Source organism: Streptomyces sp. NPDC058257 (assembly GCF_042881845.1).
Lineage (GTDB): Bacteria > Actinomycetota > Actinomycetes > Streptomycetales > Streptomycetaceae > Streptomyces.
This window is the reverse complement of the sequence record NZ_JBHVXJ010000009.1, coordinates 192,789-219,143: the sequence shown is the minus strand read 5'-3', so window position 1 is coordinate 219,143 and position 26,355 is coordinate 192,789. Positions and strand designations below refer to the sequence as shown.

Genomic DNA, 26,355 nt, shown 5'->3' with positions numbered 1-26,355 from the left:
TCTTCTAAGAAGAGATTAGGGAGTGGAGGAATCCTTGTCAACGCCGTCGATACGCCCCGATGCGGGCGAGATCTACCGCAAGTACCTGAGTGCGGTGCTCCTGCACAGCCATGCGAGCGCCCGGGCCTGCGAGCTCGGCGCGACCGATCTGTACGCGCTGAACATCCTGCAGCTGACGGGCGCGATGACCCCGGGGGTGCTGGCCGCGCGCACCGGCCTGACGACCGGCCCGACCACCCGCCTGATCGACCGCCTGGAGGAAGCGGGTTATGTGCGCCGCGTGCCCGATCCCGTCGACCGGCGCAAGGTGACCGTCGAGCCGATCGGCGAACCTGCGAAACTCGACCGCGTCATGGCCCCCGCCCGCCAGAAGATCGGGAAGATCCTCGGCAGTTACACGCCGGAGCAACTCGACGTCCTCTTCGACTACTTCACTCGCGCTGCCGAGGCGTATCAGGAGGCCGCCGAGCAACTGCGCGATCAGTGAATGGGTTTGTGGTTTCCCGTCCGTCGTCGCGGCGCCGCTTCTGCGCTCCGACGCATCGTCGATCCCGAAGTGCTGGAGCGGATCACTGCGCGGCGTGCGGAGCTGGACGGACTCGAAGAGCAGTTGGTCGATCGGCTGTCGGATGCGCGGGGTGAGCGGGGTGAGCTTGCCGTGGCCGAGCGGGTGTGGCAGCGGATGAGCGGGCAGCTCGCTGACGAGCGCACGAAGGCTCCGCCTTCACCCGGCAGATCGGCGAGGGCCTGGGCATGGATGCCGGAGTGAGGGGCAAGCTCGAGCCTCTCCCAAGCTCTTCGAGCGGGGGCACCATACGCGGAAAGCTCACGAAGTTGGCTGACCAAGGCTGGCTGCATCAACGGCCCGACGGGAACTGCACCGCTCACCTGCGGCCGGGCCGTACAGCGGCCGGGCGTAACTGAAGTGCGCGCGGCGGCTGTTGGAATTGCATGACGAGAACCAACGGGACCGCAGGGGACGTCGCGATCGATGGATGGCCGGGGAAGTTCCTAGTCCACGAGCCCCGCATGGTGCGCCAGGATCGCCGCCTGGACGCGGTTGGAGAGGGAGAGCTTCGACAGGATCCGGCTGATGTGGGTCTTCGCGGTGGCCTCGCTCATGTGCAGGGCCTCGGCGATGCCGGTGTTGGAGAGGCCGCCGCTCAGGGCGATCAGGACCTCGCGCTCCTTGTCCGTCAGGGCCTCCAAGCGGCTGCGGGCCTCGGAGCGGCGGCGCTGCCGCCCGGCGGAGGGGCCGTCCTCCTCCGTGAAGCGGCGGATGAGGCGGCGGGTCACCTTCGGGGAGAGCATCGCGTCGCCACAGGCCGCGCTGCGCACCGCAGCGATCATGTCATCCGCGGTGGCGTCCTTCAGCAGGAAACCGACCGCCCCGTGACGTAGCGCTGTCTGGACGTATTCGTCCAGATCGAAGGTGGTCAGCACGACGACGCGCGGCGGCCGGGGCGAGTGGGTGAGGCGCTCTGTGGCGGTCAGGCCGTCGGAGCGTGGCATCCGGATGTCCATCAGGACGACGTCCGGCTCCAGGGCTGCGGCCATCGACACCGCCGTATTGCCGTCCGATGCCTCGCCCACCACTTCGATGTCGGGGGCGGACGCCATGATGGTGCTGAGCATGGAGCGCACCATCCATTCGTCGTCCACGATCAGGACCCGGGTCGTCGTCTCGCTCATCGCCTGGCTTCCATGTGGGTGGGCTGCTTCTGGGGTACGTCGTCCATCGGGATCTCGGCGGCGATCTCGAAGCCCCCGTCCGGGGTCGGGCCCGAGGTGAGTTCCCCGCCGACGAGCCGTATCCGTTCGGCGATGCCGAGCAGGCCGTGGCCGCCGCTGGGCAGGCCTGAGGGGTTGCCGCCGATCCCGTGCCGGTTGATCACCGTGAGGTGCAACAGCTGGCGGGTGCAGTGGACTCGGACGTGGGTTTCGGCGTCGGCGGCGTGCTTGTGGACGTTGGTCAGGGCCTCCTGCACCACCCGGTAGACGGCGTGCTCGATCAGGGCCGGCAGCTCGGGTGGTCGGGTGGTGCCGTGCTCTCCGGTCAGTTCGAGGGTGACCGGCGTCCCCAGGCTGCGGGAGTCGGCGATCAGGGTCTCCAGCTCGGCCAGGCCGGGCTGCGGGGCGAGCGGGGCCTCGGGCCGGGTGTGCAGGACCTCCACCAGCGAGCGGAGCTCGGTCAGTGCCTCGCGGCCGATGGCGCCGATCTGCTTGGCCATGTCGACGGCGGACGCGCCCTTGGTCGCCTCGAGAGCGGTCGCGTGCAGCACCATCAGGGATACGCGGTGGGTGACGACGTCGTGCATGTCCCGGGCGATCTGGGCGCGCTCGTCGCTGCGGGCCTGTAGCACCCGCTGCTGCTGCTCGCGCTCGGCCCGCTCGGCGCGCTGGCGCAGCTCGGCCATGAGGCGGCGGCGGGCGCCCGTGTACAGGCCAAGCAGGGCCGGGAAGACGCAGATGCCCACGCTCATGATTGCTGCGTCGAAACCGCCGCCCCGCCATATCGGCAGGCCGACCACCGTGACGGCGACCGTGGAGGCGACGGCGACCCGGCGCCAGGAGGCGGTGCGGTCGGCCAGGGTGTACTGCGCGAACACCACGACGATCCAGGCCGACAGCACCACATAGGCGCCCAGCGCGGCCAGCAGAAGCAGCTCGGGACGGCGCTGACGGAACCATGACGCGAGCCCGACGACAAGACCGACCGGGATCGCCACGAAGAGCGGCGGGTGCGCGGCAAGGTAGTCGAACCTCGCGGGCATCCCGTCGATGGCGGCCGTGGCCGCGGCGAAGGCCAGCGCCAAGAGGGCGCCCTCCACCGGCCGCAGGCGTTCCCGGTGGGCCGCGAGGCGGCTGTCCCATGTCATGGCGGCAGGCTAGCCGCGGTGCGGGAGGGTACGCGTCAATCGATAGTTGTACGCGGCATCGCCCGCCCCACGACTTTCCGCTGAGGAAGAGAGCGAGGATCGGCGGATGCCCGGCCGATGCGGTGGCCACCACGCTGACGGCATGCCTGAGATCACCGAACCCACCACAGCAGAGCGCCGCAGCCTCCGGGGCCTCGGCGACCAGATCACCCACGACCTCCGCCGGCTACGCAGACGCCCACCACAGCCGCCGTCGGCCGCGGCCCGGCGGTCGCAGGGCCGGGGATGACGGCCATGTACGTAACCGCATCCGGATTCGAGATCGCGCTGGGCATCGTCCTGCTCCCCGCCTGGCTGATGGCCGCCGTCACGACGGGCCTTCAGCCAGGCCGCCGCACCGCCCGCAGCATGCGGCGGATGTCCCGTATCGCGCTGGTGCTGGTGGCCGTCGCCCTGCTGTTCACCGCGGCCAGGCTCGTCACGTACGGGCTGCTTGCCCTCCATGGGTGGGCGTTCGTCGGCGACCGGCGGCTGTTCACCACCTTCGTCATGCTGCTCCCCGGCGTGATCGCCACCACCGTTTGGACGGTGCCGTGGCTGGTATCCGCCGCCCGGTTGCGGCTGCCCGGCCCGGATGCTCTGGTGCCGCTGAACGAGCAGTCGCGCGCCCGGTCCCCGCGCCATGTCGTGCCGCCCCGGCTCGCGGCCTTCGGCGGCTTCGCCTGCCTCGCGCAGACCTTCCTGCCACCGGACCGGCCGTTCTGGATGAGTCTCGTCGCCTACGGGTTGATCACCGCCGTGGTCGCCGGGCTGCTGGTCTGGCGTGCCAACGCGCGGCTGCAACGCCTGTTCACCGGCCGTGAGGTCCCCCGGCGGCGGTCGCTTGCGGTCCGGCTGGGTACGGCCGTGGTGGTGCTCGGCACCGTGGTGGGGCTGGTCAACTACGGGATCGCCGGCAGCCGGTTTCCGCACACCTTCTCGATGATGAAGGGCAACGCCGACTGGGGCGGCGGTGAAGCCGGGCAGCACCACGACATGGCCGGCGGCCATCACATGCCCCCGGGCACCAGCGGGTCGCACGAGGTGTCCGTCGATGAACTGCGCGGCCCCAGAGGTGGGACGCCCGACCGGCGCTTCTCCCTCACCGCGCAGGCCAAGAAGGTAAAGCTGGCCTCCGGCAGGACGGTCGACGCCTGGACGTACAACGGCCAGATCCCCGGCCCTCAACTGCGGGTCACCGAGGGCGATCTGGTCGAGATCAAACTGCGGAATGAGCTGCCCGGCAAGAATCCTGTCACCATCCACTGGCACGGCGTCGACGTCCCCAACGGCGAGGATGGCGTGGCCGGCGCCACCCAGGACGCGGTGCTGCCCGGCAAGTCCTTCACCTACCGCTTCCGCGTGGAGGAGTCCGGCTCCCGCTGGTACCACTCTCACCAGGCCGCCTCCGAGCAGGTCGACCGCGGTCTCTTCGGCGCCCTGATCATCGAGCCCAAGAAGCAGACCCGGCCGGTGGACAAGGACGTCAGCGTCCTCGCCCACGACTGGCGGACCGACAAGGGTCCGGTGTCCGCGATCGGCGCCTCCGACGAGTTGGAGCGGCGCCGCGCCGAGCCGGGCGAAAAGGTGCGGGTACGGCTCGCCAACACCAGCGGTGCCACACGCGAGTTCGCCCTTGACGGCGTCCCGTACAAGGTCACTGCCCTGGACGGCACAGACGTGCACAAGCCGACCGCGCTCAAGGGCAAGAAGCTGGTGCTCGGCGGCGGCAACCGGATGGACCTCGAATTCACCATGCCCGACGGACCGGTGCGGGTGACCGACGCCAGCGCGCCGGACGCGGGCATCGTCTACTCGCCGGACGGCAAGGGGGAACTGAAGGCGGACCTGAGCGGCCCCGAATTCGACCCGTACAGCTACGGCAGCCCGAAGAAGACGGAACTCCGCCCGGACAGCGACTTCGACCGCGACTACAAGCTCGTCTTCGACGAGTGGCTTGGCTTCTACGACGGCAGCTTCGGGCTGAAGCAGACCATCAACGGCCATGTCTTCCCGGACACCCCGATGCTGATGATCAAGGAGGGTGACCTGGCCCGCGCCACCTTCGTCAACCGCGGCAACGAGGACCATCCGATGCATCTGCACGGCCACCACATGCTGGTGCTGAGCAAGAACGGCAAGCGGGCCTCCGGTAGCCCGATGTGGCAGGACACCGTGCTCGTCCGGCCCGGCGAGGAAGTCCAGGTCGCCTTCAAGGCCGACAACCCCGGCATCTGGATGGACCACTGCCACAACTTCTGGCACAGCAAGCTCGGCATGGTCATGCACCTTGCGTACGACAAGGTCACCACGCCGTACGAGATCGGCGGCCCCGTTGGCAACAAGCCCGAGTGAGGGGTTCCGATGGGCCGGAACCAATCCGTCGCCGCCGCGCCGGCCGTGTCACTGTGTCCCACCGCCCCTGCCTGCGGTACCGCCGCCAGCGCCGAAGGCGGACCGCGCGAGAGGCGCCACGACCGCGCCCGAGAACTGCGGGTGCGCCACCACGTACACCGAACCGCCGGAGCGCGTCGTCGTGATGAACGACGTCTCCGTCGCCGCGGTCTTCGCGCTGTCGGCGCTCGGCCTCGGCGGCCGCATCATCGCCAACAGCGGACGTACGGCCCCCCGAAGCGACCTACGAAGAGCTGAAGGCAGGTCCACCCTCCTGAGGCAACGCCGTCGAGCCGGTTTCAGTGGACGTCGCGCGGGGCCCACCTCTAGTGGACGCGGGGCCCACCTCAAGTGGACGCGGGGCCCACCTCTAGTGGAGCGTACGGTCCGTGCCGGCCGCCGCGGACGTTCCGCTCGGATCCTGGTAGACCCGATCGAGCGCCAGGTGGGCGCCGCCGCGCGCCGCGGCGCTGAATCCCAGGGTGGACGACATGACTTCGCAACGGCCGGCCTCGGGAGCCATGACCCGTGCGGACAGTTCGCTGCGCACCCGGTCGATGAGGTAGTCGCCGAAGTAGGCGAAGTGGCCGCCGAGGACGACGGCGCGGGGGTTGAGCAGGTCCGTGAGGAGGGCGAGCCCCAGCGCGAGGCCGTCGGCGATCTGCTGGAGCGCCGCGCGGGTGACGGGGTCTCCGGCATCGGCGCGGCGGCGCAGCTCGGCCAGTCGCTGCTGCAGATCGATCGTGGGGTCGTGGACCGGGTCGTCGGCGGGTGCGGCCAGGCGCAGCAGGGCGGCCAGGCCGACCATGGTCTCCCAGCAGCCCCGACGGCCGCAGGCGCACGGCTGTCCGCCCGGGTCCAGGGGCATATGGCCGATCTCGCCGGCGAATCCGGCCGATCCGCGCAGCAGCCGGCCGTCGGAGATGATGCCGCCTCCGACGCCCGTCTCGCCGGTCACGTAGATCAGGTCGTGGATGTCGTCCGCGGCGGCGACCAGATATTCGGCGATGGCACCGAGCTTGGCGTCGTTCTCCAGCCGGATCGGCGGTGCCCCGGGGCCGAGGCGGGTACGCAGGCCCTCGACGACGGCGACGTCCCGCCAGCCGATGTTGGGCGCGTACGAGACAACGCCGGTGTCGATGCCGATCACCCCGGGAGCCGCGATGGTGACCCCCACCGGGTGAACTCCCCGCGCCCGCAGGGCGTCGTGCGCTTCACGGATCGCCTCCGCCATCCGGTCGAGGACGGCGTCGGGCGCGTTGCCCCGGGCGTCGAGCGGTGTGTGCCGCTCGGTGATGTTCTCGCCGCGCAGGTCGAAGGCGATCAGGCTCAGATAGTCGACGTTGATCTCCACGCCGATGCCGCAGATGGTGCGGCCGTCGATCTCCACGGTGCGGCTCGGCCGGCCGACGGAGCCATGGCGCTCGGTCTCGCCCTCCCGGACCAGGCCGAGTTCCACCAGCTCCGCGACCAGGTTGGTGATGGTGGCCTTGGGCAGGCCTGTCTCGGCCGCGATCTGGGTACGGGGGCGCGGTCCCGCGTCGCGCAGCAGGCGCAGTACGAGGCCGAGGTTGGACCGGCGCAGCGAGGCGCGGTCGTTCGCCCGCGCCGGGCCCTCACTGCCCAAGTCGCGTACGCCTGCTCCACGTAGATCTGCCTTCACCAGTGCCTGCTCCTGTTCCGTACGGGCGCTGTCCGTCAAGTTACGCGGTTGCCGGGAGCGTACGACAGGCGCCTCTCGACCGACGGCGGAATTGCCCACTCCCAACCCGTTGACGAGCCACTATTTATTTTAGATCCTAGCCGAACTTATTACGGCCGAGGAGTGGTGACGATGAGGTCCCGACGGATGCGGAGGGCGGCGCTGGCCGCCGCGAGTGTTGTGATCATGGCGGCGGCGGGGTGCTCGTCCGGCGACGGCGGCTCCGACACCGCCGGGCAGAAGGCCACGCTCGACTTCTGGGGCTGGTCGCCCGGTTACGAGGAGGCCGTTGCTCAGTTCAACAAGACCCATCCCGACATCAAGGTCAACTTCCAGAAGACGGCGTCGGGTTCCAAGGGCGGCTACACCAAGATGCTCACCGCAGCGAAGGCCGGCAACGCGCCGTGTCTGGCGATGGTGGGCTACGAGACGATGCCGAGCTTCGCCGCCGCCGGAGCGCTGCAGGACATCACCGAGTACGCCGCCCCGTACAAGAAGAAGTTCGCGCAGTGGACCTGGAACCAGGTGAGCATCGCGGGCCAGACCTTCGGGGCCCCGGTGGATTCCGCTCCGATGGCGCTGTTCTACCGCAAGGACCTGTTCGCGAAGTACGGCATCGACAAGCCGCCCGCCACCTGGGACGAGTACCGGGCCGCCGCACGCAAGGTGCACCGCGCGGACCCCGACGTCTATCTCGGCACCTTCGGCAACGACGCCTACAACTACGCGGGCCTGGCCTGGCAAGCCGGCGCGAAGTGGTTCGGCACCAAGGGCGACGCCTGGCAGGTCTCCCTGAACAGCCCCGCCAACGCCAAGGTCGCCGGCTATTGGCAAGGGCTCATCGACGACAAGCTGCTCAAGGCCGACCCCAGCTTCGACCCCTCGCTGTACAAGGACATGGCCGGCGGCAAGATCCTCTCCGATGTCAACGCCGTCTGGAACGCGCCGATTCTCGCCTCCAGCGTGAAGGACACCTCCGGGAAATGGGCCGTGGCCCCGATGCCGGTGTGGGACGCGGACCAGCCCGCGTACGGCAACGACGGCGGCTCGGCGACCGCGGTCATGAAGGGGTGTGAACACCCCGAGCAGGCCACCGAGTTCGCCATGTGGATGAGCACCAACAAGGACAGCCTGAGCACGCTGATCAAGGCCGCGGGCATCTATCCGGCGGCCACCGCCGGGCTGAGCCACCCGGCACTGTCCAAGCCGGACCCCTTCTACGGCGGCCAGAAGATCTACGACGTGTTCAAGAAGGAGACCCCGCACGTCGACACCGGCTGGCAGTGGGGTCCCACGATGACGCAGACCTCGACCGACCTCACCGACAGCCTCGGACGCGCCGGGAAGGGCAGTGCCGCGCTGCCCGATCTCCTCACCTCCGTACAGAAGAAGACGGCCGGTGAGCTCAAGCGCCAGGGCCTGAACGTCACCACCCCCTGACTGGAGTTGCTGTGACCCTCTCCGCATCCGCAGCGCCCGCGGCGCCCGCACCGAGCACGGCCGCCGCACCGCCCGGTCGCCCCGCACCGCCGCGCCACCCCTCACGGCACGGCCGACGCCGGGCCAGGGCCGCCCTGTTGTTCCTGGCGCCCTTCGCCGTGCTGTTCGTCGGCCTGTACCTCGCACCCATCGGCTACACGATCCATCAGAGCCTGTACGAGCAGCACCGCTCGGGCCTCGGCCTGACCGCGCCCAGCACGACCTTCGCCGGCCTCGGCAACTACGCCACGGCACTGGGCGACGCGGAGTTCCGTACGTCGCTGCTGCGGGTACTGCTGATCGGTGCGGTGCAGGTGCCGGTGATGCTCGGCCTCGCGCTGACCCTCGCGCTGCTGCTCGACGCCAAGCAGACGATGTTCAAGCGGTTCTTCCGGCTGGCGTACTTCCTGCCGTACGCGCTGCCCGGCGTCATCGGGGCGATCATGTGGTCGTTCCTGGTGGCGCCCCGGCTCAGCCCGATCAGCGCGGCCGCCGAGAAGCTTGGCCTGCATCTGGACCTGACCTCCGACGGGATGCTCGGCCCGGTCATCGGCAACATGCTGACCTGGGGCTGGACCGGCTACAACATGCTGATCATCTACGCGGCGCTGCAGGCGATCCCGCCGGAGCTCAGCGAGGCGGCCAGGATGGACGGCTGCTCAGCGTTCGGCATCGCCTGGCGCATCAAGATCCCGATGGTCCGGCCCGCGCTCGTGCTGACCACCGTGTTCTCCATCATCGGCACTGCCCAGCTCTACAACGAGCCGTCCATCCTGCGCAATGTCGCCCCCAACCTGTCCAGCACCTACACCCCGATCTCCGCCGCCTACTCCGCGGTCAACGCCGGCAACTTCAACTACGCAGCCACCGAGTCGGTGATCCTCGCGCTCCTCGCCTTGGTGCTGTCCTTCGGCTTCCTCAAGTTCGTCCAGCGCAAGGGTGCGGCCCTGTGACACTCCAGACCCTGAACCGACCTGCCGAGCAGACGCCCGCCGCGCCGGTGCGCGGCCCCCGGCCGCCCCTGGCCCTGTCCCGGTGGATCGTCATTGCCGTGATGACGCTCGCGGCCGGCTACTTCCTGCTGCCGGTGTGGTGGCTGCTGGTGTCCGCGACCAAGACCAGCTCAGGCCTCTTCACCGGAAACGGCTTCTGGTTCGGCGACTTCGCGCTCGTGGACAACGTCCGGGCCGTGTTCACCGAAGAAGGCGGAATCTTCTCCCGCTGGCTGCTCAACAGCGCCGTGTACGCGGTCGGCGGCGCCGCACTGAGCACCCTGATCTCGGCACTCGCCGGATACGCCCTGGCCAAATACTCCTTCCGTGGGCGCGAGTTGACCTTCAACGTGGTGCTCGCCGCGGTGCTCGTTCCGCAGCCGCTGCTTGCCATCCCGCTCTATCTGATGTTCTCGCCGGTCCACCTGGTCAACACCTACTGGGCGGTGCTGCTGCCCAGCGTGGTCAGCCCGTTCGGGGTCTATCTGGCCCGGATCTACGCCGCCGCCTCCGTGCCGGACGAACTGCTCGAGGCCGGCCGGGTGGACGGCGCCGGCGAGGCGCGGATCTTCGGCACCATCGCACTGCGGCTGATGTCGCCCGCCCTGGTGACGATCTTCCTGTTCCAGTTCGTGACCATCTGGACCAACTATCTGCTGCCGGTTCTCATGCTGGCCGACGACAAGCTGCAGCCCGTCACCGTCGGGATCGTGGGCTGGCAGGCACAGCGCGGCATCGGCTCGGCGGTGCCGTACAACGTCGTCATCACGGCCGCGCTGATCTCGGTCATCCCGCTGGTCGTCCTGTTCCTGTGCCTGCAGCGCTTCTGGCGCTCCGGGCTCGTCGCGGGGAGCCTCAAGTGAGCCCCCTCGCCCGACGGGCGCGCTACCACCTGCGCTTCCAGCTGAGCCCCGGGGACGATATCGGCGACCGGGCGAGGTCCCTGGCCAAGGTGTGCGGGGAGAACGGCGTCGACGAGGTGGTGCTCCTGCTCGGGGCCGAGCAGCTGCACACCGGCCATCTCGCCGGCCTGGACGAGGCACGCTGGTTCGCGGCGGCGGCCGAGGCCGGGCGGGTGCTGACCGACGCCGGTCTGGACGTCAGTCTCAACCCCTGGGTCACCGTCGGGCACGCCGACCGGGGCCGGGTCGACAGCCTCGGCTTCGCGCCCATGGTCTCACCGACCGGTGAAATCGCCACCGCCCAGGCGTCGTTCGCCTGCCCGAAGTGGCGCAGCTGGCTGTACGCCCACTACGGGCTCTTCGCCGGTCTGGGCTTCCGGGTGCTGTGGGCCGAGGACGACTTCCGCATCCACAACCACGCCCCGCTCACCTGGGGCGGCGGCTTCGAGCCGCTCATGCTGGAGCGTCTTGCCGCCCTCGTCGGCGAGCCGGTCACCCGGGAACAGGTCGTCGCGGCGGTCACCGCTCCCGGCCCGCCCCACCCCTGGCGCGCCCTGTTGCAGCAGGTGTGGCGCACGGCGCAGCTCGAAGTCGCCGAAGGCCTCGCGCGGGTGGTGCACGAGCGCTCCGAGGGCGGATCCCAGCTGGGTCTCATGAGCTCGCAGCCCGCGCTGCACTCCGTGGAGGGGCGCGACTGGGCGGCCCTGTTCACCGCACTGTCGGTACGCCGCCGGGTGACCCACCGGCCACACTTCGCGCCCTACTCCGACGCCCCGGCGCGCGGACTGGCCTCCGCACTCTGGTCCCTGGAGCTGCAACGCACCCTGCGCCCCCGCCAAGTGGCCTGCGAGCCCGAGATCGAGAACTGGCCGCACACCTCATGGTCCAAGTCCGACACCCAGACGTGGTCGGAAATGGTCACCGCCCAACTGTCGGGGGCCGACGCGCTGCTCCTGAACGTCCACCCCACGCACGCCGAGCGAGCCGACGGCTTCCCGCGCGTCGACCGGCTGCTGCGCCGCTCACGGCCGGCCCTGGACTGGCTGGCCGCGCGCCGCCCGGAGCGGGCCGTCCCGCTCGGCGTGGGACTGCCCTGGCGGCAGGACGCCGCCGCCCGGCTGCCGACCGTGACGGGGCGTCTCGATGAGTTGGAGGCCGACCCCGCGGCGGCCGCGGACTTCCTCCTCGGCTACGGGGTCCCGGTGATCGCACAACGCGCCCCGGTCCAGGCCCTGTTCGGCCGTCTCGCCGATGTCTTCGACGACGACGAGATCCGCGAGCTCCTGCGCGGGGGGCTGCTCCTGGACGGCGGGGCCGCGCACATCCTCGCCGAGCGCGGCTTCGCCGGTCTGCTGGGCGTACGGGTCGGGCAGTTGGTCGCCCGCTCCGACCGGGTGCCACCCGGTCCGTACGCCGTCGAGCAGGTGGCGCAGAAGGCCGGGGCGACGGACGAGGGCGCGCAGCTGAGCGTCGACGTCCAGCCCGCGCTGGCCCGGCTCGAACCACTGGCCGGCGCCCATGTCCTGACGCGGATCCGGACGCCGGACGGCCGAACCTGGGGTGCCGGCCGCTGCCACTTCGTCAACGCGCTCGGTGGACGGGTCGCGGTCCTTGCCGCGACGGCGCCCGCCGAACTCGCCCGCGGCGACGAAGGGCAGCGACTGCTCCACGCCTCGGTCCGCTTCCTGGAAGGCGACACCCCCCGACTGCCGCTGGTGAGCGGCGCCCCGCACCTGATCCCGCATGCCTCGCGCGCGGGCGACGTGCACCGCCTCGCGGTGGTCAACGGCAGCGCCGATCCCGCCCGTCCACGCATCGACCTGCCCTCGCCCCCCTCATCCGTGCGGGCCACGCTGCTCGCGCCGCTTGACGTGCCGGCACGCGCCGCCACCCGGCCGACCGATGGCCCGCTGGAGCTCGAGCACGAACTGCCGCACCGCGGCTGGGCGGTCTTCGACTGGTGAACCCATGGGTGAGCCCATCCATCCGTGGGCCGCTGCCCCGGCGGCCCAGCACGAGAGGAGTACCTGTGTCCGTTCGTTCCAGGACGAGGATCGTCGCCGCGCTCGCGGCGACGGCCGCGGCGCTGGCCGGCACCTTGGCGTCCGTACCGGCATCCGCGTCGGGCTCCCCCGCGGGCTCCGCGTCGGCCTCCGCGGATCCGACGTACAGCGTCACCATCGGGTCCAAGGGGCCGTGGACCAACCCCGACGACACGCCCGCCAGCACCTACATAGACAAGGACGGCTCATTCCACTACCAGTCCGCCCATGCCCTGTACGGCGCGGACGACAGTCGCACCTGGTCGTTCTACCGCGGCAAGGACTTCGACAGCGCGACGCGTGACGCCGCCCTCAGTGACGCGGTGAATCCCGCCAACTCCAAGGACAAGAACAACGACACCACCTGGCGGTGCAACAACAGTCCCACCGGCCGTGAGGCCACGTACGCCCCCGACACCTCGCACTACTCGCAGAAGAACTTCTGTGACCTGATGGGCGTGTGGGTGGATCCGGACACCGGCGACTGGTACGGCCTGGTGCACAACGAGTTCACCCCCTCGCCCTTCAGTGACGGCCTGCACTACGACGCGATCGACTACGCGGTCTCCAAGAACCAGGGCAAGACCTGGGACATCAAGGACCACGTCCTCACCTCGCCCTACAGCACCAAGCGCGGCGACGACGCGGCATTCCCCAACGACCTGTACCACTACGGCAACGGCGACCCGCGGCTCTTCGTGGACACCGCATCCGGCTACTTCTACGTCTACTACAACTCCCGCGCCATCCCCAAGGGCGGTGTGCCGGGCGGCTGGACGGACGCCAGCCGGGCCCATGTCGCACGCGCCCCGATGTCCGGCAAGCTGAAGCCCGGATCCTGGAAGAAGTGGTACGACGGCTCGTGGTCCCAGCCCGGCATCGGCGGCCTGGAGTCCAACATGGAGCCGGTCGACGCCGACAACAGCACGGGTTACACACCCGTCGAGCACGACTACGACCCGGCCAACGACGGCACCATCGCCGAGCAGCAGGCGGCCGGTGAACTGCCCGCCAAGTCCGACCTGTTGACGATGAACATCGCCTACAACGCCCATCTGGGGCTGTACGTCGGCGAACCCGAGCCCATCAAGCAGGACGCCACGCAGCCGCAGCGCTTCTACGTCACCGACAACCTCGCCACCCAGAAGTGGAAGCTCGTCGGTGACTCGGGCGGCTACAAGTCGGGGTCCTGGTATCGCTGGATGCTGGACCCGGTGAGCAAGACCGGGTCCACGGTCGTCGGCAAGACCTTCCGCAGCTACTGCTCGTTCTTCTGCTCGAACAACGCGGACGGCGAGTACTACGACACCACCATCGGGACCAGCGACCCGGCCTCACCCGTCACCGCCGGCGCCGCGTACACCATCAGCAACGGCAACGGACGCGTTCTGGCCCAGACCGGAGAGAACGGCGCGACCACCTCCCGGCCCGCGGATGACGGATCCACCCGCAACCGGTGGGTGTTCACCCCGAACGGGGACGGCTCGTACCGCATCGCCAACTCCGCCACCAAGAAGCTGCTCGGCGTCGACTCCACCAAGGACGCCGGCCGTGCCTGGGCCGCCAAGCCGACCGTGACCGGCGCGCCCGGCGGGAAGCCCGGCGTGGGCCAGCAGTGGTTCGTCCTTCCCGGCAAGACCGCCGACGACCGGTCCACAGGAACCTTCCACCTGGTCAACCGCTACAGCGGCCTGGTCATCGGAATGTCGTCGAACGCGGGCCGGCTCGCCGAGACCACGCCAACCCGGGCCTGGTCCGACCGCACCGGAGGCCCGGTCGGTGACGGCCGGACCGCGGCCGAGCAGATCCTGACGCTCAAGAAGAACTGACACCGAGGGCCCGCCCGGCACGTCCAGGCGGGCCCTCCCCGGTCCCGCACCAGCCGACACCCCCCGACTCACGATCGCCAGGAGACCCACGCGGCATGCGAACTGAAAGATTCAGGCGAGGCAGCAGACACGGCACCGGCACGGCGGCACGCACGGCCACGGCCGCCCTGGTGGTCGGCGCGCTGGTCGCACTGGCTGCGACGACGGGCGCGCAGGCGCTGACCGCGGACGCGAGCGTGTCACAGCGGCAGGCCGCCAAGGGCACGGTGCGGCAGGCCGCCAAGGGCACGGTGGTGGACGGTCCGGTCCGCTTCCAGGTGCTCACCCCCACCCTGATACGGATGGAGTACGCGAAGGACGGCCGCTTCGAGGACCGTGCGACGGTCAACGCCGTCCACCGCGACTTCGACCCGCCTGCGTACACGTCGAAGGTCGAGGACGGCCACCGGGTCATCCGTACCGGCGGACTGACGCTGCGCTACCGGCTCGGCTCCGGTCCGTTCGCCCAGGACAACACCGAGGTCCGCCTCAAGGCGGGCAACAAACTCACCACCGGCCACCCGCAGTTCGGCGAATCCACCTCGACCTGCGCCTTCGGCGCGGTGTGCGACGCCGAGTACGGGACCGCCAAGGGCGGCGCGAAGTGGTCGTTCCCCGGACACACCACCAAGGCATACGGCCGTGGTGTCGTGGACGGCTACGAGAAGGAGGGCGCGGCGGCCAAGGTGCGGGTGCGCGGCGTGCCCGCGGACGGGACGTACACACTGCGTCTGCGTTACTCCAACGCCAAGGCCTCCGACGGCCAGTCGACCGATCGCACGATGTCCGTCGAGGCCGGCGGCGAGCGGCGGCGCGTCAGCCTTGAACCGACCGGCGACTGGGACAAGTACCAGATATCGAAGCCCGTCACGGTGAAGCTGAAGCGCGGCCTCGCCGACATCACCCTGGCCCAGCGCGACGGCGACACCGGCAAGGCCAACATCGACGCCTTCGCCCTGACCAAGTCCGCGAGCACCGCCTTCCCCACCCCCGCCACCCAAGGCAACACCGCCAACCTGGGCGGCTGGACCCGCGGCCTGGACAACACCCCCGCCGCGCCCTACCAGTTGAACGACGGGGTGCTCTCCCGCGACGGCTGGTACCTCCTCGACGACTCCGCCACCGCCCTCACCAACGGCGACGGAAAGCAGCCCACACCCCGAACCGACCGTTCCGAAGACGCGTACCAGGACGGCTATCTCTTCGGCTACGGCCACGACTACAAGCAGGGCCTGCGTGATCTGCGAGCCCTGACCGGCCCGGCGCCGCTGCTGCCGCGCTGGGCGTTCGGCGTGTGGTTCTCGCGCTGGAAGGACTACTCCTTCGAGGACTACAAGAAGCTGCTCGAGAAGTTCCGTTCGAGCAAGGTGCCGCTGGACGCCCTGGTCGTCGACACCGACTACAAGGGATCCGGCTGGTGGAACGGCTGGAGCGGCTGGAACAAAGACCTGTTCCCCGACCCGGACGCCTTCATGAAGTGGGCCAAGGACAGCGGTCTGCCGATCGCCCTCAACACCCACCCCTCCATCGACGCCTCCGACCCGGCCTTCGCGAAGACGATGGAGACCGCCGGCGGGAAACTGCCGAAGATCTCCTGCTATTCGAGTGCGGACTGCTACGGATTCGACTGGTCGGACCCGGCCCAGGCCAAGGCCTTCTTCGACCTGCACACCCCCTACGACCAGCAGGGTGTACGCCTGTGGTGGAACGACTGGTGCTGCGACGCCTCGGCCGCGACCGGCAAGGGCATCACACCCGACACCCTGATCAACCAGCTGTACGCGGCCCACACCGCCGAGGCCACCGGTCAGCGGGGCTTCGCCTTCTCCCGTATCGGCGCCTCCTACCAGCGCCTGGGCGGCGGCATCGCCCCGGGCCCTTGGGCCGACCACCGCTCCACGATGCACTTCACCGGCGACTCCTACCCCACCTGGGACACCCTCGGCTTCGCGTCCCGGATCAACTCCGCCGAGGGCAATGTCGGTCTGCCCTACGTCAGCCACGACGTCGGCTCCTTCCACGGGGAGCCGGAGGACAAGAATCCCGAGCTGTACGCGCGGTGGATGCAGTTGGGCGCCTTCTCGCCGATCGACCGGGTGCACTCCGGCGGAAAGGCCTCCCTGCCCTGGGAGTTCGGCGGTGAGGCGGGCAAGTCCGGCGAGAGGTTCCTGCGCCTGCGCGGCGCGCTCACCCCGTACGTCTACTCCCTGGCCCGCGAGGCGCAGCAGACCGGCCTGCCCATCGCGCGACCGCTGTACCTCAACTACCCGGAGCAGGAAGGCGCGTACGAGAACGCCACCCAGTACACGCTCGGCGACGACGTTCTGGTCGCTCCTGTCACCAAGCCGGGCGGCAAGTCGCGGCTGTGGGTGCCGCCGGGCACTTGGACCGACTACTTCACGGGCAAGACCTACACCGGCCCGAAGTCGGTCGACATCACCACGCCGCTCGACGAGATGCCGGTCCTGATCCGCTCGGGCGGCGTCCTCGCGCAGCAGGAGTACAAGGATTACGCCGACCAGTCCCCCGTGGACCGGCTCACCCTCACGGTCGGCGCTGACGGCCACCGCTCGTTCCGGTTGTACGAGGACGCGGGCGACGGCACCCAGTACGCCAAGGGCGAGCACGCCACCACGAGCGTCCACACGGCCGACGGCGAGGTCACCATCGACCCGCAGCGCGGCACGTACGACAAGCGTGTGAAGGAGCGCACCTGGACCCTGCGGTACGTGAACGCCGATCGCCCGGCGACGGTCACCGTGAACGGACAGCGCACCACGTGGAAGTACGACGCCGCGAAGCGGGTGCTGACGGTACGCACGGACCCACTGCCCACCGCCGATCGCACCGTGATCAAGATCGAGGAGTAGCGGGTTCGAGGAGTAGCGAGGTCGGGGCGGCTCGGCACACCGGCGGGGGCTTACGGCGTTGTGGCCGTGGCGGCCTGCGCTCACCTCGGAGGTGGTCATGATGTGGCTCCGGTGTCGGTGACCGGATGTGGTCGCCGGCCCGGCCACCGCGAATACGCCGGATGACGGATATGCAGCCGACGGCGACAGGAAGACCGTTGCTCTCGACGTTCCTCAAGCCAGGAGGGACGCAACGACCGGCAAGCAGGTCGGCAACGGGTGATCGTCCCGGATGGGAGGGCAGCGCCGGGGGCCTGAGTCTTCCGCGCCGTACGGCCCGATGCACCACTGCACCGCCACAGCCACCCGACAGGAGTTCCGGAATGGCACACCACGTCTCCGGCCTGGGCATCAGTCCCACGAGCCTGGATCCCAGGAGCCACATCACCGATCTCTACGTATTTCAAAAGCCAGGCGATGCGAGCAAGACGATCCTGGTGATCAACATCAATCCGACCTCGCCGATCACCGACGACGCCGTCGACCACGAGTCGGTCTACGAAGTCGGCGTGGACACCGACGCCGACGCGGTCACCGACATCGCCTTCCGTATACGTTTCTCACCAGTGCAGGACAGCGCGCAGACCGCAACCCTGCAACTGGCGACCGGCCGGGAGGCTGCGGCCGACCTCGACGCCGGGGACACGGTCCTTCTCGACGCGCAAGTGACCTTCGGCTCCGAGCCGCAGATCACCGTGGCGGGCGACTTCAGGCTTTTCGCCGGGCTCCGCAGCGACCCGTTCTTCGCCGATCCGGTCGGCGCGAACGACAAGTTCCACTGGACCGGCAAGGACTTCTTCGCCGACAAGAACGTGTTCGGCATCGTGCTGGAAGTCCCCAACAGCACTCTCGGCCCGAACCCGCAGGTGGGTGTCTGGGCTAGAGTCCTGGTCCCGCACGAGGGCCGACTGGTCCAGGGCGACCGGGCCGGGCAGCCCGGGATCGACAACAATTTCAACCAGAACGACGCCGACAAGCGAGTCTGGAATCAGCAGGAGCCGTCCGACGACCGCGAGGGTTTCCTCGATAAGTTCGCGCATGTCTTCGAGCACGCGGGCCACCCCAAGGACCGGGCCACCGCTCTCGCGGAAAGCTTGCTCCCCGACCTTCTGACGTATGACTACACAAGCGCCGCAGGATTCCCCAACGGCCGTAACCTCACCGACGATGTCATCAACATGGGGGTCGCCCAACTCAGCAACGGCGCCGTGCCCCATGACGGGCTGCGGCCCCACACCGACCTGCGCACCGACTTCCCCTTCCTGGGAAATCCGCACAAGCGTGACTGACACGAAAGACGCTGGGCCCCTGCTCTGTGAGCGGGGGCCATGGCGTCACCTCTACAGGTGCCTGCCCTTACATCCCAGCCCTCAGCACAGCAGGCGAAGGAAGCTGAGGCTGAGGTCAAGACTGAAGCTGGCGTACCAGCCCCCAGGGACGGATGGTCCCCACGCCACTCCCCCGCAGTAGGGCTAACCCTAGGCACGACTCGGGGGTTGGCCGCAGCGAAACGGGGCGATCGCGCCCCCTAGCGTGCCGTATATGCAAATGACCAGAGGTGGGCAAGTGGCCGTTGCCGGTGTCGTGATGCTGGCCGTGACAGCGGGAACGTCACCCGCCACAGCGTCGCATGCGGCCCAGGAGCCGTCGGGACTCGGGCAGTACCACGCCCAGGACGTCGACTGGCACGACTGCGCGCTGGGCCCCGACGACCCCACAGGACAGAAACTCGATGACGCCGGCGCCCAGTGTGCCGACCTCACCGTGCCGCTCGACTACACCGACCCCGGCGGCCGGACCCTCACCGTCGCCATATCCCGGCTCCGCGCCGCCGACCCGGCACACCGCGTCGGCCCGCTGCTGCTCAACAACGGCGGCCCCGGCGGGCCGAGTCTCGACATGCCGCTCACGGTCGGCGCAGCCATGGGAGAGGTCGCCAAGAAGTACGACCTCATCGGCCTGGACCCGCGCTTCGTCGGCCGCTCCACTCCGCTGGACTGCGGCTGGGACATCGGTTCCACGGTCTTCTCGGCCGGCAAGGGCCGGACCGGCTTCAAGCACTCGGTCGCCCGTCAGCGCGACCTGGCGAAGCGGTGCCGAGAGACGAACGCAGAGGTACTGCCCTACGCCAGCACCCGCAACACCGCCCGGGACATGGACGTCGTCCGGGCCGCGCTGGGCGCACAGCGGATCTCCTACCTCGGCTACTCGTACGGCACCTACCTCGGACAGGTCTACACCGAGCTGTTCCCCGGCCGCACCGACCGCATGGTGCTGGACGGTGTCCTCGACCCCGACCGATACTCCCAGACACTCCTCGCCGACTCCACGGAAGCCAACGAACAGGCGCTGCACGCCTGGGCCGCCTGGACTGCCGCCCGCCACGATACCTACGCCCTGGGCCGCACCGCCGACGCTGTGCTGACCACCGTCCGCCGTATCCAGCAAGCCGCGGCCGAAAGGCCTCTACGGGTCGGCGACTTCCGGGTCGACGAACACTTCGTTCCCCTGGTCTACTTCAGCGGCCTGGGCAGCGACCTGGACAAGCCTCGGGCCGCCCTGGCCACCGCGACCCGAACGCTCGCGCACGCCGCCGACGGGCAGCACGTCGAACCTGGAGCGGGGTTGTCCGAGCTGCTGGCAGCCATGACCACCAAGGCCGGTTCGCAGCAGGGCAGCGCGCAGGCCGCCATCCTCTGCGGAGATGTCGCGACGGAGCGCGGCACCGAGAGTTACTGGCGCGACATCCAGGCCAACCGCGAGAAACACCCCTTCGCCGCCCCGCTGTCGTACAACATCACAGCGTGCGAGTTCTGGGACCGCCCGGCGGAAGCACCGACCGTGGTCGACAACGACGTCCCAGCCTTGTTGGTCAACGCCACGGGCGACACCCGTAGCACCTACGCCGGAGCGCGGCAGGTACGTGAACAGTGGTCCCGCTCCCGCCTGGTCACCCTGCCCGGCGCCAAACAGCACGGGATCTACGGCGAGTACGGCAACTCGTGCGCGGACACGCACGTCAACGCCTATCTGGCCGACGGCAGACTACCCGGGCATGACGTGTCCTGCCGGGCCTAGCGCACCGGCCCGTGGCTCACGGCCTCCCCCACCGCCCGTTCGGGAGCCCTCACCTGACCGTGGGTCGTCCCAATCCCGCTCCCCGCCCCCGCCCCCGCGGCACCGGTGTGGCCGCCTCCCATTTCCGGCAACGGCCGACAGCGCACGGTTCACTCCCGCTTCCCGGGGACTCCCTGCCCTGCGGAGCCGTCCTCCGGGCGATCAGGCGCGGCACGGCGTACGGGCGGGCGCGGCCTCAGTACGGGCCGCGGGGCGTGACAGTACTGTCGTCGCCATGACTGACAATTCGCTGCGTTCTGTCACCATCGAGCGGGCCGGCCCGGGCCGGTTCACCGTGACCAATCCTCGCGGGGGCACGCTGAGCTTCGGCACCGGCGAGGGTGCCGACTTCACGCCGGTCGAGTTGTTCCTCGCGGCGATCGGCGGCTGTACCGCGGCCGACGTGGAGGTGGCCACGAGTCGTCACGAGGAGCCGACGACGTTCTCCGTCACCGTGAGCGGCAGCAAGGTCGAGGACGAGGGCGGCAACCGGATGTCGGAGCTCGAGGTCGCCTTCTCTGTCGCGTTCCCGGATGGGCCGTCAGGGGAGCGCGCCCGCACGATCCTGCCCCGGGCCGTGAAGACTTCACACGACCGGCTCTGCACGGTCAGCCGCACCGTCGAGGCGGGCACACCGGTCAGCGTGACCGTGTCAGACAACCCTGACGGCACCTGACGTCCGAAGGTGGCGCCGGAGCTCGCAGGCCGGCGAGCTCCGGCGCCGTACACGGCAGGCCCACGAACTCGAGCTCGGCAACCCCAGCATCGGCATCCTCGCCGCGGTGGGTTGGGCAGTGGTGCCGAGGGTCCGGATCCGGCGGGTGACTGGGGGGATCAGCAGAGCGGCGAGGAACGCCCGGTCCGCGGGAGTGAACTTGATGCGGTCCGCGCCGAGTTGTCGCTCCAGGGCGGTGATCTGGTGGCGTAGGGCGAGCATCTCAGTGTGCTTCTCGCGATCGCTCATCGGTGGCAATCGCGGTGCGGAGAACAGGTTGGTGGCGGTCAGGCAGACGAGACGAAGCAACACGAAATCATCCTGCCGCACCGTCTATGACGATCCTGATCTGCATGGATGACAGGCGCTGCGACCTGGTGTCCTTCTCCTTATCTCGGGATCTCGGGCCGTCGCGCTGGACGGCCGTCTCAGGGATGTGTCATTTCCTCTTACCGGGGTTCCAGGAACCGGCGCGAGGACTCCCGGAAGTGGGCTACGAGCGGGCTGCGGTCGTCTGCCCGGCTGGCGACGACCACCTGACAGGGTTCGATGTCGTCGACGGTGATGGCGACGACATCGTCCCGGAGTGTGTAGCGCCGGTCATACGCAGGCACCACGGCGACGGCGCGGCCGTCCGCGACGACTTCGAGCTTGTCCTCGAAGGTGTCCACGAGCAGCGGACCGAGTGGTGCCGGGTTGCCGTCCGACCGGGGGTCTAGCAGCCAGAATCCGCTCCAGACCGCGGCCATGCCGGCACAGGTCAGCAGGGCTTCGTCGGCAAAGTCGTCCTGCCTGACCGACTCCTTGCCGGCGAGGTGGTGGGATGCGGGCACGAGGAGTACCCGGGGTTCGTCGTAGAGGGCGGTCACACTCAGGTCATCGTCCGGGATGGGAAGCGGCGCGCGGGCGACAAGCACGTCGACCCGGCCGTCGGGAAGGGCGCGGGTTTCGTTCCAGTCCAGATGACGAGTGCGGACGTGGGCGTCAGGATGACCGCGGCGCAGGTCCCGCACCGCGGGAGTGATGACGAGGTCTTCGACGTACCCGATGGTGATCGTGCGCGGTTGCGCCGCGGCGCGTGCGGCCCGTACCGACTGCTGGGCGGAGTGCAGGAGTGCCTGCGCCTGGGGCAGGAAGGCCGCGCCTGCCGCGGTGAGAGCGCTGCCCTGGGTGGTGCGCTCCAGCAGGCGCACGCCGAGGACGTCCTCCAGCCGCTTGATCTGACGGCTCAGGGAGGGCTGGGCCACGTGCAGCGCCGCCGCCGCCCGGGCGAAGTGCAGATGCTCGGCGACGACCGTGAAGTACCGCACCAGCCTCAAGTCGAGGTCAAGGCCGGGATCGAGGGCCGGAGCGGGCGAAACTCCATCGGACATGCAGACACCCTACTCGTGATACCGATCCTGCATGACGTGGCACGAAACAGGTCTTGGACGCCCTACCGCAGACGGCTGTTGACTCAATGCTGTCCCTCCGAGGCCGCCTCGGAGGGACACGATCCGCAAGTCGATTCCTGGAACAGAGGATGTCCACCGTGGGCAAGTACGAGGGCAAGTACGAGGGCAAGAACGTCGTGATCACAGGAGGCAGCAGCGGGTTGGGCCTGGCCACCGCGCGGCTTCTGGTGGGCGAAGGGGCACGGGTGCTCATCACCGGGCGTAAGCAGGCCGCACTGGATGCCGCCCGCGAGCAGCTCGGCGACAAGGCGAGCGCGGTACGCAGCGACGCGTCGTCGTTGCCCGACATCGACGCGCTGGCCGACCGTGTGAAAGCCGAGTTCGGCACGGTCGATGCCCTGTTCGCCAACGCCGGTGTGACCGGATTCGCACCGTTCGAGGCGACAAGCGAGGAACTCCTCGACGAGTTGCTGACGATCAACACCAAGGGCCCGTACTTCACGGTGCAGAAACTCGTCCCGCTGCTGGCCGAGGGCAGCGGCGTGGTGTTCACCACCTCGGTCGTGAATGTGCTGGGCCTTCCCGCGCTCAGCGCATACGCGGCGAGCAAGGCGGCGCTGCGGTCGATGACCCGCAGCCTGGCCCGCGAGCTGCTGCCGAAGAAGATCCGCGTCAACGCGGTCAGCCCCGGCCCGATCGACTCCGGGATCCTGGACAAAACGATGCCCCCGGAAGCGGTGGAGCAGACGAAGGCACAGATGGCCGCGGACATCCCCATGCTGCGCGTGGGCACCCCTGACGAGATCGCCAAGGCAGTCGCCTTCCTCGCCTTCGACGCCACCTTCACCACCGGCGCCGAACTCGCCGTGGACGGCGGCGGTTCCCAACTGTGACAGCGGTCTTCGTCACCGGCGGGAGCGGCCCACAGCGCACTCCCGCCCGCATCGCCGCTCCCGGACTAGCGAGGATTACGGCCTCTGACCTGCGCTGTCTCATGTGGGTGTCATAAGTGCCATCCACATGACACGGCCGCTGAGAAGATGACACGGAATTTGAGAACCTACATCTTGGTGAGGTTGGCGATGTTGAAAATGCCGCCGTTCCTCGGCCAAGGCGTATCCGATGACGTAGCCGGCCGGTCCGACGGGGTGCTGGGCCAGGCCGGAGCGGGCGATGGCCTGTTCTATGGTGTCGACGCGCAGGTGGACCGCGAGGGTGGACTTAATCCCACACCACTCGATTGCTTCGTTTTCATCCCCCTATGTCTCGAAAGGTGGTGACGTTGGCTGGACGGTATGAGCGAGACATGAGGAAGTGACATGGTTCAGGGATTCTCCAGAGAACCAGGTACCCACGGGCCAGTCACCGAGGTGTCCCCGGCGGGGCAGCGGAAGATCACCCTCTGGGCGGCCGCTGTTGCTCTGGGAGGCTTTCTCTTCGGCTTCGACACGGGGGTCGTTTCGGGCGCTCTGCTCTACGTCAAGCAGGACTTCGACCTGAACTCCTTCGAGCAGGGGAGCGTGGTCAGCGTGCTCCTCATCGGCGCGGTGATCGGCGCCACCTGGGCCGGCAAGGTGTCCGAGGGACTCGGTCGACGCAAAGCACTGGGCATGATCGGCGTGGTCTTCATCATCGGCACCGCGATCGCGAGCACAGCGAACGGATACCCGATGCTCATGGCGGGCCGGGTGATCCTCGGCCTCGCGGTCGGAGCGGCGTCGGCCACCGTACCGGTGTATCTGTCCGAGATCTCGCCGACCAAGATCCGTGGACGGCTGCTCACGATGAACCAGCTGATGATCACGCTCGGGATCCTGATCGCTTATCTGGTCAATCTGATCTTCTCGAGCAGCGAGATGTGGCGGGCCATGTTTGCCGTCGGCGCGATTCCGGCCGCCCTCATGGTGGCGGCCACCGTGTGGTTTCTCCCCGAATCTCCGCAGTGGCTCATTTCCCACGGCCAGGCCGACAGGGCGCGCAAGGGAATTGCATTGGTCACCGACGAAGCCACGGCGGACACACTGGTCGCGCGGGCCCAGAACCGGATCGCCGAAGAACGCGAGAAGCAGGAACGGAATTCCGGAACGGCCGACACGGGAACCAGAAGGCTTTTCACTCCCGACGTGCGCCCGGCCCTCGTCGTCGGGCTCACACTCGCCGCCGTACAGCAGTTCGGCGGCATCAACACAATCATCTACTACGCGCCGACCATCATTCAGCAGACCGGTCTGAACGCGTCGAACTCCATCTTCTACTCCGTGTTCATCGGCGCGATCAACCTGGTCATGACGCTGGCGGCGATCCGGCTGGTCGACCGGGCCGGCCGCAGGATCATGGTCCTGGTATCGCTCGCCCTCATGGCCGTCTCGATCTTCATGCTCGGGCTCGCGTTCGTGGTCGGCATGAGCTCGGTGCTGACGCTGCTGTTCATGGTCATCTACATCGCCGCCTACGCGGGGGGTCTCGGACCGGTGTTCTGGACACTGCTCGGCGAGATCTTCCCGCCGTCCGTCCGGGCGGAGGGCTCCAGCGTGGCCACTGCGGTCAACTGGGTGTCCAACTTCATCGTCAGTCTGGCGTTCCTGCCCCTGGCAGCTGCCATCGGTCAGGGTGAGACTTTCTGGATCTTCGCCGGGATCTGCGCCGTCGCCTTCTTCTTCGTCGGCCGCTATCTGCCCGAGACCAAGGGCCGCGACCCCGAACAGATCCAGTCGGCACTGCAGTCCCGCTTCGGACACGAGGCCGACGCGTCGACACCGGCCGCAGACGGCCACGCGCGGTGACTCCCGCGAAAGGACGCTCACGATGAGCGACTCCCACCTCAGCCCTCCCGACATGGAACGCTCCGATGCCTTGGTGCTCTTCGGCATCACATGCGACCTCGCCAAGAAGATGCTGCTGCCCGCGCTGTACCGGCAGGCCGAGTCCGGCAAGGTGACCGTGCCCGTCATCGGGGTAGCGGCCGGCGACTGGGTCGACGACGCGCTGCGTCAGCACGCGCGGGAGGCGGTCGTCGCTGCGGGCACGGACATCGATGAGGCGGTCTTCACCCGGTTCGCGGCGGGGCTGTCCATCGTCACCGGAGACTTCGCCGACGACGCCACCTTCGCCAGGCCGCGCGAAGCCGTGGCAGGGTTCGGGTTCGTGACGCACTACCTGGCGATCCCACCGTCACTGTTCACCAAGGTCACCGCCTCGCTGGCCGGGACCGGCCTGAACCGCGACGCCCGCCTGGTGGTGGAGAAGCCGTTCGGAGACGACCTCGACTCCGCGCGCAAGCTGCAGGACGAACTGAGCGCCCACTTCGACGACAACCACCTCCTGCGCGTCGACCACTTCCTGGGCAACCGCGCGGTCGAGAGTCTGATGGTCTCCCGGTTCGCCAACACGCTGCTCGCACCGATCTGGCACCGCTCGTACGTGGACAACGTTCAGATCACTCTCGCCGAGGACTTCGACGTCGCCGAGCGGGGCTCCTTCTACGATTCGGTGGGCTGTCTGCGCGACGTGGTCCAGAACCACATGCTGCAGGTCCTGGCCCTCCTGGTGATGGACCCGCCGAGCGCCACCAACGCCCAGGCGCAGGGACTGGAGAAGTGGCGGGCGCTGCACGCCACCCGCACGATGGAACCGGCCGACACCGTTCGCGGCCAGTACGACGGCTACCGGGATGTCGAGGGTGTCGAGCCGGACTCCAGGACCGAGACGTACTTCGCGACCCGTATGTTCGTCGACAACTGGCGCTGGGCGGGCGTGCCTTTCTACCTCCGCAGCGGGAAGGCACTGGCGGTTTCCGCCACCGAGGTGAGCGGCCCGCGCAGATGACGCGGTGCAGGTAGTACGCGAGGACGGAATCACCGCACTGTTCCGGGTGACCGAGGTGACCAGCGTCCGCAAGGCCAACTTCCAGGCGTCGTCGTGTA

Annotated in this window: 18 protein-coding genes and 2 pseudogenes; 14 read left to right on the top strand and 6 right to left on the bottom strand. The window is 69.0% G+C overall.

Annotated elements, in window-relative coordinates; translation table 11 throughout:
• Positions 1-34: 34 nt before the first annotated feature.
• Positions 35-487, top strand: a complete 453-nt coding sequence (locus tag ACFVXC_RS22805) for a MarR family winged helix-turn-helix transcriptional regulator (RefSeq protein ID WP_389907837.1) — start codon at positions 35-37, stop codon at positions 485-487.
• A gap of 524 nt (positions 488-1,011) precedes the next feature.
• Here ACFVXC_RS22805 and ACFVXC_RS22800 read toward each other — a convergent pair.
• Both ACFVXC_RS22800 and ACFVXC_RS22795 read right to left on the bottom strand, forming a co-directional pair.
• A complete protein-coding gene (locus ACFVXC_RS22800; protein WP_389907835.1) occupies positions 1,012-1,692 on the bottom strand; it encodes a response regulator in 681 nt (226 codons plus the stop codon).
• Complete coding sequence (locus ACFVXC_RS22795; RefSeq protein ID WP_389907833.1) at positions 1,689-2,879, bottom strand: sensor histidine kinase; 1,191 nt, start codon at positions 2,877-2,879, stop codon at positions 1,689-1,691. The genes ACFVXC_RS22800 and ACFVXC_RS22795 overlap by 4 nt, the downstream gene beginning before the upstream one ends.
• Before the next feature lie 294 nt (positions 2,880-3,173).
• Between ACFVXC_RS22795 and ACFVXC_RS22790 the strand changes: the two genes are divergently transcribed.
• The gene (locus tag ACFVXC_RS22790; protein ID WP_389907831.1) at positions 3,174-5,273 is read left to right on the top strand and encodes a multicopper oxidase family protein; all 2,100 of its coding nucleotides are present in this window, start codon (positions 3,174-3,176) and stop codon (positions 5,271-5,273) included.
• 48 nt (positions 5,274-5,321) lie between these two features.
• Here the strand turns inward: ACFVXC_RS22790 and ACFVXC_RS22785 are convergent, their stop codons facing one another.
• Together ACFVXC_RS22785 and ACFVXC_RS22780 are read right to left on the bottom strand one after the other, a co-directional pair.
• Positions 5,322-5,522, bottom strand: a complete 201-nt coding sequence (locus ACFVXC_RS22785; protein WP_389907829.1) for a hypothetical protein — start codon at positions 5,520-5,522, stop codon at positions 5,322-5,324.
• A gap of 160 nt (positions 5,523-5,682) precedes the next feature.
• Entirely contained in the window at positions 5,683-6,975 is a 1,293-nt protein-coding gene (locus ACFVXC_RS22780; protein ID WP_389907827.1) for an ROK family protein, read from the bottom strand.
• A 171-nt stretch (positions 6,976-7,146) separates the two neighbouring features.
• Between ACFVXC_RS22780 and ACFVXC_RS22775 the strand changes: the two genes are divergently transcribed.
• The 9 genes from ACFVXC_RS22775 (at position 7,147) to ACFVXC_RS22735 (ending at position 20,999) form a co-directional block, all read left to right on the top strand.
• On the top strand, positions 7,147-8,454 hold the full coding sequence (locus tag ACFVXC_RS22775) for an ABC transporter substrate-binding protein (protein WP_389907825.1): 1,308 nt from the start codon (positions 7,147-7,149) through the stop codon (positions 8,452-8,454).
• 11 nt (positions 8,455-8,465) lie between these two features.
• Positions 8,466-9,446 (top strand): carbohydrate ABC transporter permease, encoded by a 981-nt coding sequence (locus tag ACFVXC_RS22770; protein ID WP_389907823.1) that lies wholly within the window; start codon positions 8,466-8,468, stop codon positions 9,444-9,446.
• Positions 9,443-10,348 (top strand): carbohydrate ABC transporter permease, encoded by a 906-nt coding sequence (locus ACFVXC_RS22765; protein ID WP_389907821.1) that lies wholly within the window; start codon positions 9,443-9,445, stop codon positions 10,346-10,348. The genes ACFVXC_RS22770 and ACFVXC_RS22765 overlap by 4 nt, the downstream gene beginning before the upstream one ends.
• On the top strand, positions 10,345-12,351 hold the full coding sequence (locus ACFVXC_RS22760; RefSeq protein ID WP_389907819.1) for a hypothetical protein: 2,007 nt from the start codon (positions 10,345-10,347) through the stop codon (positions 12,349-12,351). Before ACFVXC_RS22765 ends, ACFVXC_RS22760 begins: the two co-directional genes overlap by 4 nt.
• Positions 12,352-12,416: 65 nt before the next feature.
• The gene (locus ACFVXC_RS22755) at positions 12,417-14,258 is read left to right on the top strand and encodes an RICIN domain-containing protein (protein WP_389907817.1); all 1,842 of its coding nucleotides are present in this window, start codon (positions 12,417-12,419) and stop codon (positions 14,256-14,258) included.
• 95 nt (positions 14,259-14,353) lie between these two features.
• Positions 14,354-17,167, top strand: coding sequence for a TIM-barrel domain-containing protein (locus tag ACFVXC_RS22750; protein WP_389907815.1), 2,814 nt, complete (start codon positions 14,354-14,356; stop codon positions 17,165-17,167).
• 362 nt (positions 17,168-17,529) lie between these two features.
• Complete coding sequence (locus tag ACFVXC_RS22745; protein WP_389907813.1) at positions 17,530-18,495, top strand: DUF4331 family protein; 966 nt, start codon at positions 17,530-17,532, stop codon at positions 18,493-18,495.
• 253 nt (positions 18,496-18,748) lie between these two features.
• The gene (locus tag ACFVXC_RS22740) at positions 18,749-20,284 is read left to right on the top strand and encodes an alpha/beta fold hydrolase (RefSeq protein ID WP_389907811.1); all 1,536 of its coding nucleotides are present in this window, start codon (positions 18,749-18,751) and stop codon (positions 20,282-20,284) included.
• Positions 20,285-20,558: 274 nt separating this feature from the next.
• The gene (locus ACFVXC_RS22735; RefSeq protein WP_389907809.1) at positions 20,559-20,999 is read left to right on the top strand and encodes an OsmC family protein; all 441 of its coding nucleotides are present in this window, start codon (positions 20,559-20,561) and stop codon (positions 20,997-20,999) included.
• A gap of 488 nt (positions 21,000-21,487) precedes the next feature.
• Here the strand turns inward: ACFVXC_RS22735 and ACFVXC_RS22730 are convergent, their stop codons facing one another.
• Positions 21,488-22,411, bottom strand: a complete 924-nt coding sequence (locus ACFVXC_RS22730) for a LysR family transcriptional regulator (RefSeq protein ID WP_389907807.1) — start codon at positions 22,409-22,411, stop codon at positions 21,488-21,490.
• A 149-nt stretch (positions 22,412-22,560) separates the two neighbouring features.
• Between ACFVXC_RS22730 and ACFVXC_RS22725 the strand changes: the two genes are divergently transcribed.
• Complete coding sequence (locus ACFVXC_RS22725; protein ID WP_389907805.1) at positions 22,561-23,325, top strand: SDR family oxidoreductase; 765 nt, start codon at positions 22,561-22,563, stop codon at positions 23,323-23,325.
• A gap of 207 nt (positions 23,326-23,532) precedes the next feature.
• Here the strand turns inward: ACFVXC_RS22725 and ACFVXC_RS22720 are convergent.
• Positions 23,533-23,643 (bottom strand): annotated as a pseudogene (locus tag ACFVXC_RS22720) (adenylyl-sulfate kinase); the annotation flags it as partial.
• A gap of 108 nt (positions 23,644-23,751) precedes the next feature.
• On the opposite strand from ACFVXC_RS22720, the gene ACFVXC_RS22715 reads away from it, so the two are divergent.
• Entirely contained in the window at positions 23,752-25,215 is a 1,464-nt protein-coding gene (locus ACFVXC_RS22715) for a sugar porter family MFS transporter (protein WP_389907803.1), read from the top strand.
• Between the two features lie 22 nt (positions 25,216-25,237).
• Positions 25,238-26,239, top strand: a pseudogene (locus tag ACFVXC_RS22710) (glucose-6-phosphate dehydrogenase); the annotation flags it as partial.
• Positions 26,240-26,355: the final 116 nt, after the last annotated feature.

What these genes read in the sequence shown, in the direction of transcription:
- ACFVXC_RS22745 (WP_389907813.1), top strand. Translation starts at nt 17,530, where the DNA reads ATGGCACACCACGTCTCCGGCCTGGGCATCAGTCCCACGAGCCTGGAT.
- ACFVXC_RS22740 (WP_389907811.1), top strand. Translation starts at nt 18,749, where the DNA reads ATGCAAATGACCAGAGGTGGGCAAGTGGCCGTTGCCGGTGTCGTGATG.
- ACFVXC_RS22785 (WP_389907829.1), bottom strand. Translation starts at nt 5,522, where the DNA reads ATGATGCGGCCGCCGAGGCCGAGCGCCGACAGCGCGAAGACCGCGGCG.
- ACFVXC_RS22800 (WP_389907835.1), bottom strand. Translation starts at nt 1,692, where the DNA reads ATGAGCGAGACGACGACCCGGGTCCTGATCGTGGACGACGAATGGATG.
- ACFVXC_RS22795 (WP_389907833.1), bottom strand. Translation starts at nt 2,879, where the DNA reads ATGACATGGGACAGCCGCCTCGCGGCCCACCGGGAACGCCTGCGGCCG.
- ACFVXC_RS22750 (WP_389907815.1), top strand. Translation starts at nt 14,354, where the DNA reads ATGCGAACTGAAAGATTCAGGCGAGGCAGCAGACACGGCACCGGCACG.
- ACFVXC_RS22775 (WP_389907825.1), top strand. Translation starts at nt 7,147, where the DNA reads ATGAGGTCCCGACGGATGCGGAGGGCGGCGCTGGCCGCCGCGAGTGTT.
- ACFVXC_RS22735 (WP_389907809.1), top strand. Translation starts at nt 20,559, where the DNA reads ATGACTGACAATTCGCTGCGTTCTGTCACCATCGAGCGGGCCGGCCCG.
- ACFVXC_RS22790 (WP_389907831.1), top strand. Translation starts at nt 3,174, where the DNA reads ATGTACGTAACCGCATCCGGATTCGAGATCGCGCTGGGCATCGTCCTG.
- ACFVXC_RS22730 (WP_389907807.1), bottom strand. Translation starts at nt 22,411, where the DNA reads ATGTCCGATGGAGTTTCGCCCGCTCCGGCCCTCGATCCCGGCCTTGAC.
- ACFVXC_RS22725 (WP_389907805.1), top strand. Translation starts at nt 22,561, where the DNA reads ATGTCCACCGTGGGCAAGTACGAGGGCAAGTACGAGGGCAAGAACGTC.
- ACFVXC_RS22715 (WP_389907803.1), top strand. Translation starts at nt 23,752, where the DNA reads ATGGTTCAGGGATTCTCCAGAGAACCAGGTACCCACGGGCCAGTCACC.